Consider the following 13064-nt stretch of genomic DNA (forward strand, 5'->3'; position numbering starts at 1 on the left):
CGCTCGCTCCCGTCGCTCTCTAGTAGGGCCGCCCATTCGCGATGTCTGCCAACCCCTGCGGACCCGCGGTGAGGATGCTTGGCGCCGAACCGCCGTTCAACGATAGAAGTTGTTCCCAGCTAGTGACCGCTCGCTTCGTTCCACCGATTACGTGGTAAACGGTCGCACTCTCCGCCGCTTTCACGAAGACCGAGGACAGAGGGCCACTATCCGCGAGAGTCAGCTGGGCGCAGGTGAGGTCGGCAACCATCGTCGATCTCAATCCAGTGACGCCCGGTGCGCTGAGGGGATACAGGCGACCGCCTGCAGCGAAATAGGCGGTCCCTCCGCAGATGAGTTGCCTACTCAGACTTTCGCCGGCCTGAACATATCCACTCATGGAAGCAGCGTCCGTTTGTGACCAATTCTCTATGCCGAGTTCGGCCGTGGTCACGAAGGATCCCACCGGGACCCTCTTGTCGAACCCATCGATGAGGAAGACTGTGGGATTGTCGGCCGTACGCACCAGACTCGCAGGAGACAGAATCGAAGGCCCGCTTGGCATTGAAGCAACATTCGCAGCGGAAATGGCGATCACCTGCGGGGTTGCGCCGCCATTGATAGCGATCGCCGCAGTCCACGATTCGATTTTCGAAGCCTTGCCACCTCGAAGAACGTACACGTTCGGGGATCCTGCTGGCTGGATGAAAACTGCCGGGCCGTCTGCTCTCGCGCCTTGTGGCACCCGTGAACAGAAGTCGGAGCTGACATCGGCGACCGGTATTCCGGCGGTCGCGGCTGACGGCGCGGCCCGCAGCGTGCCTTGCGACATCATGAATACTGCATTGTCACATCTCACCGCGAGCGAAAGGTCTTGCGTTCCGCGCTGGTATCCCGCAAATATTGCGTCTGGTACCACCGCATAGCGGGACTTACCTATCTCAGCTGGGATGGCAAATGAGGGAACCGGGATCAAGCGATCTAGTCCGTCGACGATGAACACTCGTGCGTCGCCGGCCGATTTCACAAGGGATAACGGCTCGAGCAACGTCTTTCCAAGCGCTAGCTTGCTAGCAGCCGACGCGGAAATGCTGGTCAAGTACGGCACCGCGCCACCATTGAGAGTCAACACCGCATCCCAACTATGAATGGGATGCCTGACATTACCTGAGAGCCAGTAGACCGTGGGCGAACCGGCAACCAGGAAGTACGCTGACACGTCAGCTCCTGTCCCAATGCGACCGAGCTGCTCAGATGTGAGGTCGATAGCTGCCCCACAGGACGAGCCGTACGCTACCAAGAGCTCGCACGACGAAAAGCGATGCTTTTGGCCGTTTTCGACACCATACACGTCGCCGTTCAAGGGGTTACGAATAGTTGTACTCGCCGGCTTCGATGCGGTCGCGTATCCGTTGAGGTATGCGCTACTCACGACACGATAAGGCCCGAGAGCCGAGAGAGTGTTGAAGACCTCCATTGAGGGCACTCGATACTTTGTCGTCCCCGACACGAGGTAGAGGTCTGGATTGGAATCTGTCCGGAGGAAGTAGCCGCCATTTTGGGCACTTCCGAACCAGTCGGTGAACATTCTCCAAAAATTACGATTGCCGTACGCTGAGCAACCGTCGCCGGTGCCGTAGAGGTTGTTTAGGGCCGCGTCGTTCGGCCGGTAGGGCGTGTAGTTGTAGAGACCCGCCGTCGCTTGGTTCTCGATATATAGAGGTGCGCTGCCGCAGGCAGCGGTGGGATGCCACTGGACGTTGTTGACTCGCCCTGCTCGGTGATTGAAGTACGTCGGATAGTACTGGTACCTCTTGAACTGTAAAGCAGCGTTATACACCTGGTTGAAGTAGCCGTAGTACCGTGCATCACATTGCGCCGTGTCCGGACAAGCGAAACCCGTGGCAGAGCGGTAGCTTCCGGCGCCAGGGCTGGTCGCACTCACTAGGCTTTGCTCTTTTTCGAGAAGCACAATAAGCACCTGCGGGTTGATCCCGCACGCGATTGACACCCAATAGATGATCGCTGCCGCCGACAAGTTGTTCTGACCACTAAGCGGGCTGCACCCGGCAGCTTGAGAAGGCTGGGAGGTCGTAGCTTGGCTGTAGTCCTTGAGACAGGTGTACCCAGCCTTGCAGTTCGGCACCTTGCTGTTCAAGAACGTCTGAATTTGCCCGACGGACATTGTCCCCGAATCATAAAACGTCGCGTCGCTTATGATGTTGCCGGGATTGAAATCGCTTGCCACGGCGGCGGACGCCGGCTCTGGAGGCTGGAATGCCGTAATCAGTCCGCAGGCGACAACGAGAACCATGATGAGTTTGGACCACGCATTAGGGTGCGAACCCCTGCTGCGAGTCTGAGCTGCGGTACCTACCATTGTTGCGTCCTCGATGTTTAGCACGGTCGGAGATCGACTCAAAGTCAGCCTATCTGCGGACGGCCGCGGGGCCCTCGACCCTGATCCTATTTGATTGTGGGGCGCAACTCCGGCACGGTATACAGACTCCCCCCAAGCACCACAGGGTAATGTTGCGCAGGTACTTGCCCTGCCACGAGAAAGCTTGACTGCAATGATGACCGTTTCCGCGCCCTCCGACCGGGAACTCCCGCACCCGCCTGCTGGCATGCAGGGCGAAGCTGGTCCGCTACTGCGTCTCTTTCGTAATCAGAAGATTGCGTTTCTGTTCGTCGGCGCGACGAACACCGTCATCGGTTTCGCCTTCTTCGTAGGGTTTGAGTTCACCATAGGACGGCTCTGGGGCTATCTCGCTACGCTCGCTTTCGCGCATGTCTTCAGCGTCCTGTGCGCATTCTTCCTTTATCGACGTTTCGTTTTCCGCGTGCGCGGGCACGTCTGGCGAGACTTGGCGCGCTTTGAAGTGGTCTACCTGATTTCGCTCGCGATTAACTTCGCCCTCCTTCCGTTGCTCGTCGAGGTCGGGAAGATCCCACCAATTCCCTCCCAAGCGCTCATCGTCTTTGTAACGACGATGGTGAGCTTTTTCGGACATCGATCGTTCTCATTTCGTCGTTCAGCTGCGAAATCCACCGAATCCACAACCGATAGTGAGGCCACCGGGGTTCAAATGCATCAAAAACACTCAAACTTGCCAGAGCGAAGTCGTCCACTAGTGTCAGTCGTCGTTCCGGCATATAACAACGCCGAGTATCTAGAAGAAACGATCGAGTCGGTTCTCGCCCAGACGTACGAAAATCTCGAGATAGTCATTGCTGATCACTCCTCGACAGACCGAACTCTAGAGATCATGAACCGCTACGCCGGTCTCAGCAACGTCAAGCTGTTGTCGACCGAGGCTGGAGGCGGAGCGCTACGCAACTGGAACCGCGTCAGCCAAGCAGCCACAGGTGAGTACATCAAGCTGGTTTGTGGGGACGATCTTCTGTACCCGTGGATAATCGAGGAACAAGTATCTCAGTTCCTCGCGAACCCGAGCGTGGTCCTCGTTGCCTCATCGCGTGACATCGTCGACGCACACAATAAGCCGTTGGTTCGCAATCGCGGCATCGCGGGCATGACCGGCCTCCACCGTGGAGCCGCAGCAGCTCGAAAGACGGTTCGCGAGGGCACTAACATCTTCGGCGAGCCGGGTTGCGTCCTTATGCGCCGCGCATCGCTCGAAGCAGTTGGCTGGTGGGACTCACGGTTCCCCTATTTGATCGACGAGGCGACCTACATTCGGGTTCTGCTCACCGGTGATTTTGTGGGCATCAAGCGTTCGTCGGCAGGTTTCAGAGTGTCGGACAGCCAGTGGAGCGTCAGACTCGCAAAGCAGCAAGTAGAACAGGCAACGGGATTCCACCGTTGGCTTGCCACTTCACGACCTGACGTCGTTTCGAGCCTGGACCTGCGAGTGGGCAATGCGCGAGCCCGCCTTACTTCGGCGCAGCGACGCTTAGCATACGTCTACCTATCGCGGCGGATGTCACGAACGAACGACAGGATTGCCGTGATGCGGCCCGAGCGAAGCTCGGCTTCGAAACAGAAAGATGGTTCCAGGTCGTGACATCGACGAACGCCCGCGGATACGACCACAGCATCTCTGTGGTGGTGCCCGTATACCAAGGCGAGAAGACACTTCCCTCGCTCATGCGCGAGATAGCTCCGTTTCATGTCCCGTCGATCACGCCAGGGGGCAGCAGTTATGCCGTCACAGAGGTGCTTCTCGTGTTCGATCACGGGCCTGACCGCTCGGCGGACGTGATTCGTGAACTCGAAGCGGAGTACCCATTCGTGAGGGGAGTATGGCTTAGCCGCAACTTCGGGCAGCATGCGGCAACGCTGGCCGGAATGGCCTCGTCGGGAGGCGACTGGATTGTCACCCTCGACGAGGACGGCCAGCATGACCCATCTGATATCGGCGGGCTGCTCGACACTGCGATGGACCAAAGTGCTTCGGTGGTATATGCCCGGCCGACTAATGAGGCACCTCATGGGACTCTCCGAAATGCCTCGTCAAAGGGTGCGAAATGGCTTCTGGCAAAAGTTTTCGGAGGAGAGAACGCCTCCGAGTATCAGAGCTTTCGCCTCGTTCTTGGCTCCATCGGACGTAGTGTCGCGGCATATTCTGGTTCGGGGGTATATCTCGACGTAGCCATGGGATGGGTTGCCAATAGGACCGCTACATCGCCAGTGCTGCTCCGCCAGGAGGGGGATCGCCGCTCGGGTTACTCGACCCGCCGGCTGTTGTCTCATTTTGTTCGCATGGTGCTCTCGACTGGAACGCGCGGCCTGAGAGTCGTGAGCGCTCTAGGTGTCATCTTCGCGGTGCTTGGCGTTTTGATGACCGTTTTCATTTTCGTTCAACGCATCATCGGTGGAGTTTCAGCAGAAGGTTGGGCGTCAACGATTGTCGTTATTCTGCTGAGTTCGGGCGCAACGCTATTCTCCCTTGGAGTGATCGCTGAGTACATCGGAGTCAACGTCAACATGGCGATGGGCAAGCCCCCATATGTTGTCGTCACGGATCCGGCCAACGGGCCACTTGGACGAAAGCCGACTCAAAACTCGTGACTCTTCGCGTCTGGACAATCGGCGCTCGCGGATTGCTCGGAGCTGCGTGTGTTCGCTCAGTCCTCCGTCGGGCGCCATACTGGGTAGCGCATGAAAGCCGCCCGCTCCCCTGGTCTGATGCGAGCCGTTTTGCCGATGCCGTCGATGAGGCGGGACGCGAATTCATTGACGCGTTGAATGAGGGCGACGAATGGGCGGTTTTGTGGGCCGGTGGAGCTGCGGTAACCTCGACCCCCCAAGCACTACTCGACCATGAGATCGATCAACTGACTATCGCTTTAGATGCCATCGGCCGCGCTGCCCGAATCAGAAATGTGGAAAGCCAAGGGACGTTCTTTTACGCGTCCTCCGCGGGCGGCGTCTACGGGGGCTCAGTTGACCCGCCATTTGACGAGCGCACGCTCCCGGCGCCCATTTCCCCATATGGCCAATTCAAAGTGGTTGCGGAGAAAACGGTTCGACAGTTCTCCGATCGCTACGAGGTGTCTAGTGCAATCGGTCGGATATCGAACCTGTATGGGCCGGGGCAGCGCATGGACAAAATGCAAGGAATTATTTCGCATCTTGCCCTGGCACAGTACTCCCCTAGGCCAGCCTCGATCTTCGTCCCGCTTGAAACTGTGCGCGACTATTTCTATGTCGACGATTGCGCCGATCTGGTGTGCCGCTTTGTAGGGCGCGTGCGCGATGAGACGCGAACGGCGGGCACGGTCAGCGTCACGAAGAATTTGGTCTCCGGCCAGGGCGTGACCATAGGAGAACTTCTTGGTCTTATGCGCGATGTGTCAAAGGGGCACCCCCATGTGATGCTCGGCTCCTCATCGACAGCCGCTCTGCAAGCCGTCGATCTCCGCATCCAGTCCAATGTCTGGCCTGAATTGGACCGCGTGGAGAAGACTCCGCTTGCCGCCGGTATCTTCGCAACCATGCAGAATATCCTTAGCAGCATTCAGCGCGGCCAATGACTGTGCGGCGTGCCCGGCTCGCCCATGTGGCAGTCCCTCTCTGCGAAATTTGACATCTCGCGAGCGTCACCTCACCCCATCCGATTGAGAGAAGCCTTTTGAAAACCGTCGCCGTTGTGGTCGCGTACAACCGCCGAGAACTTCTGCTTGAGGTTCTCAAGGCCTTACGTGCCCAAACGCTTGCCCCTGATGCCGTGGTCATTATCGACAACGGATCGACAGACGGGTCGGCCGCCGCAGCCATGGCGGCTTTCCCCGACGTCGACCTACTGACGCTCGCGCGGAATACCGGCGGAGCTGGCGGCTTCGCAATTGGCGGTGCCAGAGCACTCATTCGCCACGATGCGGACCTCGTCTGGTTCATGGACGACGATACTGTTCCGACCCCCGGAGCTCTAGCGGCCCTTGTGTCCGCATACCGGCGGCACCCGGCAGAGCCGTCGGTGCTAGCGTCGAAGGTCGTTTGGTCAGACGGCACTGATCATCCGATGAATACGCCCCGCCGGAAACCAAACGTCTCGCGTTCCGAAGCTGCGCAGGCGGCATTGGTCAACGCAATGCCAGTTCGATCGGCTTCCTTTGTGTCTTGCTTAGTTAAAGGATCGGCGATTCGGACACTCGGACTGCCGGTGGCGGAATACTTTATCTGGAACGACGACTTCGAGTTTACGGCGCGCCTTCTAAAGGATGGGCTCGGCCTGTATGTGCCGGAAAGCGTGGTCGTGCACAAGACCGCGAAGTTGACCTCGGCCCGCTCGGACCCGGGATCCCGGTTCTACTACGAAGTAAGAAACAAATTGTGGCTGTTCCGATGGTCGTCCGCACTAAGAAAGAATGAAACGGCGACATATGCTTCGCTCGCCATACTGCGGTGGATGTTTTTGCTCCTGCGCTCGGACGATCGCAAAACCCTGCTCTCCGCCCTGCGGAGAGGCTGGTTGGACGGAATGCGCACCCGCCCCAGGAAGAACGCCGATGTGCTGGCGAACTTTGGCGAGGCTACTATTCACCTCGCCCTCGTCGAAGACGCCGTCCTACCGGATCGCTAATCATGGCTGACCTGCCACCGTTTTCTCTCCTGATCCCCGTGTACTATGGCGACAGTCCCGAGTTCTTGCGACACGCGATGTACAGCACGGTGCAGCACCAGACCGTCCGCCCGAGCGAGGTGATCCTGGTACAGGATGGTCCGGTCCGCGAGGCGATGGCCAAGACTATTCAAGCGCTGATAGACGAGTGCCCGGTGCCGATGCTTCATGTGGACCTTCCCGTGAATAGCGGCTTATCCACGGCGCTCGATCGTGGGCTGGAGATGTGCAGATTCGACATCGTGGCGCGCATGGACGCTGACGACCTGTCCGCGCCCAACCGGTTCGAGAAACAGCTCGCTCGCATAGCGGATGGATACGAACTCGTCGGCAGTGGTATGTACGAATTCGAAGCGGACGACGACGGTCAAATCCGCGATGGCATCCAGCGGATCCCACCCGGGACGCCCGACGAGATAGCGACCTATGCACGTTTCCACGACCCTTTCAACCACCCCACCGTGGTTTACAGTCGCAAAGCCGTCGCCCGGGCGGGGGGCTATCAGCAACTCGGTCTAATGGAAGATTATTGGCTCTTCGCCCGGATGATCGCCTCGGGTGCACGAGTTTGTAACATTCGCGAGCCACTTGTCAGGTACCGGATTAGTTCAGGCGCGTATACGCGACGAGGCGGGCTTCGGTTGCTGAGGAGTGAAGTCCAACTCCAGACCGCCTTCCTGAGGGTGGGCTTCACCACGCCTCCGCAGTTCGTGAGGAATATTTTGGTGCGAGGGCTGTACCGGCTCACCCCAGAGTTGATTCGTCGAGTCTCGTATCGCAGGCTCATACTGGCGAGACGCGGAGATCCGACGCAGAAAATACGATTCGGCGACGAGGCCTCCGGCGACCCCTCACTGAGCCCTAATGAAACACCGAAGAACTAACCAATGTGAACGGTCAGCTATACTGAACCCTTTGCAACCTGGCTTTAAGGAACATTTTCTGTGAACGTAGATCTGCTGGTTGTCGGCTCTGGATTCTTTGGTCTGACCATCGCGGAGCGTGTCGCGAAGGAACTCGGGCGAAAGGTCGTCGTAATAGACCGTCGGTCGCACATCGGTGGTAATGCCTACAGCGAGGCGGAACCCGAAACTGGCATCGAGATCCATAAGTACGGTGCCCACCTTTTTCACACCTCAAATGAGGTGGTCTGGGACTACGTTCGGCGATTTACGAGTTTCACGAGCTACGAACACCGCGTCTTCAGCAATTACCGTGGAGAAGTTTTTCCGCTGCCGATTAACCTAGGCACAATCAACCAGTTCTTCCGCTCCGCATTGTCACCTGATGAAGCGCGGACTCAAATAAGTGAACAGGCGTCGGAGTTCTCGACGTCATCCGCTGCCAATCTTGAAGAAAAAGCCATTTCGCTTATTGGGCGTCCGCTTTACGAGGCATTCATCCGCGACTACACCGCGAAGCAATGGCAAACCCCGCCTGACCAACTGCCAGCCGAGGTCATAAGTCGACTACCAGTCAGATACAACTACGACAATCGGTACTTCAACGACACATATGAGGGTCTACCCACCGACGGCTACACAGCTTGGCTTGAGCGAATGGCAGACCATCCGAATATCGAGATCAGGCTGGACACGGACTTTTTTGATTCCACCCAGCCGTTCAACAAGAATGAGACCGTTGGGAATGTGCCGGTCGTTTACACAGGCGCAATCGATCGCTACTTCGACTATTCACAAGGTGAGCTCGCATGGCGAACGCTCGATTTCGAACAGGAAATCCTGCCAGTTGGGGATTTCCAAGGCACTTCCGTAATGAATTACGCAGATGAGTCAGTACCTTTCACCCGAATCCATGAGTTCCGCCACTTCCACCCAGAACGAAATTATCCGACGGACAAAACCGTTATCATGCGGGAGTTCTCGCGCTTCGCATCGCAGAACGACGAACCCTACTACCCGGTGAACACTGCCTCTGACAGGCAACGCCTCATAGAATACCGCGCTCTGCAGGACGACGAGAAGGACGTCTTCTTCGGTGGCCGACTAGGTACCTACAAATATCTAGACATGCACATGGCGATTGGATCCGCGCTGAGCATGTTCCAGAATAAACTTGAACCGTTCTTCGCTGTATAACAGGCCGCCACGGCCCGAGCATTCAGCCCTACGTATCTCATGTGGCCTCATGGCCGTTCCCCCGTACCGCTGCATCGCGGAACCTGTCACGACTTCAAAGGAATAGAGTTTGACTGAATCAGTCTCCGGTCCGGACCGCGATTTCGTTAGGCCTGGGCAGGGGCTCGGCTTGATGGATGTCCTTCGTCGGCGATATCTCCTGAGCCTGCTCATCCGCAAAGAGGTACAGATCAGGTATCGAGGGTCCATTCTCGGATGGCTCTGGTCTTATGTGAAGCCGGCAGCCCAGTTCCTTGTCTTCTTCCTTGCCCTTGGGGTCTTCTTACAACTGAACGGGTCGATCGAGAACTATCCGATCTACCTGTTCTCCGGCCTGATCGTGATCAACCTATTCAACGAGGCGTTCGGCAATTCCACCCGTTCGCTGGTCGACAACGGCGCCTTGATCAAGAAAATCTATCTCCCGAGAGAGCTATTTCCGGTCTCGTCAACCATCGTCGCGTTGGTCAATTTCCTGCCACAACTGGTGATTCTTATAGTCGTCTGTTTGGTTATCGGCTGGGACCCGACTATTCCGCAGTTGGGCGGGACCCTTCTGGGAATCGCCATCATAACCACATTGGCCATTGGGCTTGGAATGCTATTCGGTGCCGCGAACGTTTCGTTCCGTGACTCCCAGAATTTCGTCGATCTCATAATCATGGTCGCCACGTGGGCGTCGCCCGTTCTCTACCAGTGGACTCAGGTCGCCAAGATCGTGCCGGACTGGGTCTTCTTCATATACCAAGTCAATCCACTCACGGCGGCGGTGAACCTACTTCACGCAGGCTTCTGGTACCCAACTACAGAGGGCAGAGGGCTTCTAGCGCCAAACTTGTGGCTCTTCGGACTCCTCGGTCTCGCGATTTCGCTCGCCGTGCTCACAATTGGCCAACTCGTATTTCGACGCCTGGAGGGTCGCTTTGCCCAAGACCTCTAACATCGGCGATGATTCTCGGCCGAGAATCATCGTAGAAAAAGTCCGCAAGACGTTCTTGCTTCGGCACACCCACTCGCTCAAAGAATCCGTCATAGCGGCAGTACGAAAAAAATCACTAACATCCTCGTTCAACGCCTTGAGTGACGTAAGTTTTGAGATCCGTCCGGGCGAATCGGTGGCTTTGTTGGGGTTCAACGGGTCGGGCAAATCGACTCTCCTCAAACTGATTTCCGGAGTCCTGCAGCCGGATAGTGGCGACGTTTTCACGCGCGGCAGGATCGCAGGCCTCATTGAAGTCGGAGCAGGCTTTCATCCGGATTTGTCCGGGCGCGAGAATATTTACCTGAACGCGGCCATCTTAGGGATGAACCGGGAAGAGATCGACGCTCGGTTCGACGCAATCGTTGCCTTCTCCGAGATCGAGCAGTTTATTGATACCGAGGTGAAGCACTACTCGTCCGGTATGTTCTTGAGACTTGCCTTCTCGGTGGCTATTCACACAGAAGTAGATATCCTGCTCGTTGACGAGATACTTTCGGTCGGCGACGAGCCTTTCCAGCAGAAGTGTTTGAAGCGTATCCGTGAATTGCATTCCGAGGGCAAAACCCTTGTCGTCGTGAGTCACGACTTGGATATGGTGTCCGACCTCTGCGAACGGGGCATCCTTATCAAGGAGGGCCGCGTCGCCTTCGACGGGGAGTCAGCTCTCGCCGTTGCCCAAATGCGAAGCTAGCTTCGCATGGATCGACCGGGAACAAGCGTGACGCTGCCCCGGCGCAGAGTAAAGGATGGAAAATGCGCTACCTCATCACAGGGGCTTCTGGGATGCTCGGGTCTGACCTTCGAGTCGCACTGAGAGGCCGTTCTGTCACTGCTCTAAGGCATGCTGACCTCGATGTCACTGATCTCGACGCAGTTCGCGCGGCAGTCGCGGGACACGACGTCGTCATCAACGCCGCCGCTTATACAAAAGTCGACGACGCGGAATCGAACGAAAGCGAAGCATTCGCGGTCAACGCCACCGGAGCGAAAAACCTCGCCATAGCTGCCAGCGAGGCAGAGGCAAAGCTGGCCCAGGTGTCCACCGACTATGTCTTCCGAGGCGACGCTAGCGCGCCATACGCAGAGGGCGCTCCACGCGAACCGCTGTCGGCATATGGACGCACCAAGGCTGCAGGCGAAAAGGCGGCCGTCGCCGAGCACCCCCACGGCACCTACATCGTGCGGACGGCTTGGCTCTACGGCGAACATGGGAGCAACTTTGCCGCCACAATGCTGCGATTGGCTGACAGCCATCCGACGGTCAGCGTGGTGACGGATCAAAAGGGCCAGCCGACGTGGACTAATGATTTGGCCGAACAAATCGTTGCCCTTGTCGATTCGGATGCGCCAGCTGGCATTTACCACGGCACCAACGCTGGGGAAGCATCGTGGTTCGACTTCACCAAAGCTATTTTCGAGGAGATTGGTCTGGACCCGCAGCGAGTTCAACCGACGAACTCAGCCGCGTTCGTGCGTCCGGCGCCGCGCCCTTCCTACTCTGTGCTCGCCCACGATGCCTGGGGGAACGCTGGCCTGTCGCCGATGCGGCACTGGCGCGAGGCGCTAAAGGACGCGGTCGCAACTGGTGCTATCGCGCGTCCAGGGACGACTGACTTGTAGAAAGGCCTATCATGGCGACAACTCTTCGGGTGATCGTTGACCAGATGGTGACCCCACTCCCCAATGGAATCTCTCGTTACGCGGAAGAGATGACACGGGCGCTTATCCAAACAGCTCCGAATGGATGCGCAGTTGAAGGGGTCGTTTCTGCGCTTCCTCCGGAGAAAGTTGCCGCAGTAGAAGCGTCACTCCCCGGACTTGAGCGGTTGCACCGAACGACTCTAGCTCGGCGCGAACTCGCCGCGGCTTGGCAACTCGGGATCGTTCCTTCGTTTGGATCCGGGATGATTCACTCACCAAGCCTGTTAGCACCGTTGCACCGCCACGAAAGGGAATTCGACGCTACTCAGATCGTGGTGACGATTCACGACACATTGGTATGGACGCACCCGAAATCGTTTACACCGACAAATGTCGCGTGGCACAAGGCCATGCTGAAGCGGGCCAGGAAGCATGCGGATGCCATCGTGGTGCCGACTCACGCCGTCGCCGAGCAATTGACTGAAATAGCCGATTTTGGCGACCGCGTTCGTGTCATTCCCGGGGCTGTCGCTTCCGGACTAGCAGTGCCGATCGACGCTGATTGGCGCGCCAACAGATTGAACCTTCCGAGCGAGTACATTCTTACCGTCGGATCTCTCGATCCGCGACGTGGCATCACTTCCCTCATCCATGGGCTCGGCGGAGTCGGAGCCCCCGATCTCCCAGTCCTTGTTCTGGGGCCCGACACATGGGGAGAACTGTCGCTCGCCGTTGTCGCCGATGAGGCAGGGCTGGCAGAGGACCACGTTCGTGCGCTCGGTTATTTGTCGGATGAAGACCTCGCTGTGGTTCTCGATCGCGCTTCTGTGTTCGTCTACCCGAGCTTGCAAGAAGGGTTCGGCTTGCCCCTGATCGAGGCGTTCTCATTTGGAACGCCAGTCGTGCATTCCGACGACCCCGCACTCATGGAGGTTGCAGGCGGTGCGGGGATCGCAGTCGAGCGAGGTAAGAAAGGGTACGGCGAGAGACTAGCCGATGCCGTGTCATCCGTCCTTTCCGACTCAGAACGCGCCGGGCGTATGAGTATCGTGGGTCAAGACCGAGCCCGCGCCTTCAGCTGGCGCGACTCCGCCGAACGTGTTTGGGCGCTGCATGCGGACCTCTAGCCTTCGGTTACACAAGCGCTGACCGGCGCTCACCCGACAGGAGCGCGTCTTTAGCCGGAGGTTTCGAGCTCATCTACTCCAGAAACTGATCGGAATCGCCGAGCCCAAT

The 13064-nt window shown here is 57.8% G+C and carries 11 protein-coding genes; 10 read left to right on the plus strand and 1 reads right to left on the minus strand.

The genetic code is table 11. The annotated features are described in order from the left end of the window. Positions 1 to 19: 19 nt before the first annotated feature. Entirely contained in the window at positions 20 to 2293 is a 2274-nt protein-coding gene (locus D9V28_RS10975; RefSeq protein ID WP_188422842.1) for a hypothetical protein, read from the minus strand. 259 nt (positions 2294 to 2552) lie between these two features. On the opposite strand from D9V28_RS10975, the gene D9V28_RS16330 reads away from it, so the two are divergent. The 10 genes from D9V28_RS16330 to D9V28_RS11030 all read left to right on the plus strand — a co-directional run bounded on the left by D9V28_RS16330 (position 2553) and on the right by D9V28_RS11030 (position 12955). After that, entirely contained in the window at positions 2553 to 4007 is a 1455-nt protein-coding gene (locus D9V28_RS16330; RefSeq protein WP_229728061.1) for a glycosyltransferase, read from the plus strand. Next, on the plus strand, positions 4004 to 5014 hold the full coding sequence (locus D9V28_RS10990) for a glycosyltransferase (RefSeq protein WP_220700492.1): 1011 nt from the start codon (positions 4004 to 4006) through the stop codon (positions 5012 to 5014). The genes D9V28_RS16330 and D9V28_RS10990 overlap by 4 nt, the downstream gene beginning before the upstream one ends. Further along, a complete protein-coding gene (locus D9V28_RS10995; RefSeq protein ID WP_121659795.1) occupies positions 5011 to 5979 on the plus strand; it encodes an NAD-dependent epimerase/dehydratase family protein in 969 nt (322 codons plus the stop codon). Before D9V28_RS10990 ends, D9V28_RS10995 begins: the two co-directional genes overlap by 4 nt. Before the next feature lie 116 nt (positions 5980 to 6095). Next, positions 6096 to 7028 carry a glycosyltransferase gene (locus D9V28_RS11000; RefSeq protein ID WP_244934443.1) on the plus strand — a complete coding sequence of 311 codons (933 nt, stop codon included), beginning with the start codon at positions 6096 to 6098 and terminating at the stop codon, positions 7026 to 7028. Positions 7029 to 7030: 2 nt separating this feature from the next. Further along, positions 7031 to 7951: a glycosyltransferase gene (locus tag D9V28_RS11005; RefSeq protein WP_121659797.1), complete on the plus strand. Its 921-nt coding sequence runs from the start codon at positions 7031 to 7033 to the stop codon at positions 7949 to 7951. Between the two features lie 60 nt (positions 7952 to 8011). Further along, positions 8012 to 9166, plus strand: a complete 1155-nt coding sequence (glf, locus tag D9V28_RS11010) for a UDP-galactopyranose mutase (protein ID WP_121659798.1) — start codon at positions 8012 to 8014, stop codon at positions 9164 to 9166. Positions 9167 to 9338: 172 nt separating this feature from the next. Further along, positions 9339 to 10145 carry an ABC transporter permease gene (locus tag D9V28_RS11015; protein ID WP_121660113.1) on the plus strand — a complete coding sequence of 269 codons (807 nt, stop codon included), beginning with the start codon at positions 9339 to 9341 and terminating at the stop codon, positions 10143 to 10145. Continuing rightward, on the plus strand, positions 10129 to 10878 hold the full coding sequence (locus tag D9V28_RS11020) for an ABC transporter ATP-binding protein (RefSeq protein ID WP_121659799.1): 750 nt from the start codon (positions 10129 to 10131) through the stop codon (positions 10876 to 10878). The genes D9V28_RS11015 and D9V28_RS11020 overlap by 17 nt, the downstream gene beginning before the upstream one ends. Positions 10879 to 10940: 62 nt before the next feature. Then, complete coding sequence (gene rfbD, locus D9V28_RS11025; protein ID WP_121659800.1) at positions 10941 to 11807, plus strand: dTDP-4-dehydrorhamnose reductase; 867 nt, start codon at positions 10941 to 10943, stop codon at positions 11805 to 11807. Between the two features lie 44 nt (positions 11808 to 11851). Beyond that, positions 11852 to 12955 (plus strand): glycosyltransferase family 4 protein, encoded by a 1104-nt coding sequence (locus tag D9V28_RS11030; RefSeq protein ID WP_268234438.1) that lies wholly within the window; start codon positions 11852 to 11854, stop codon positions 12953 to 12955. Positions 12956 to 13064 lie beyond the last annotated feature (109 nt).

Origin of the sequence: Mycetocola zhadangensis (assembly GCF_003668565.1) — a bacterium.
GTDB classification, from domain to species: Bacteria; Actinomycetota; Actinomycetes; order Actinomycetales; family Microbacteriaceae; genus Mycetocola_A; species Mycetocola_A zhadangensis.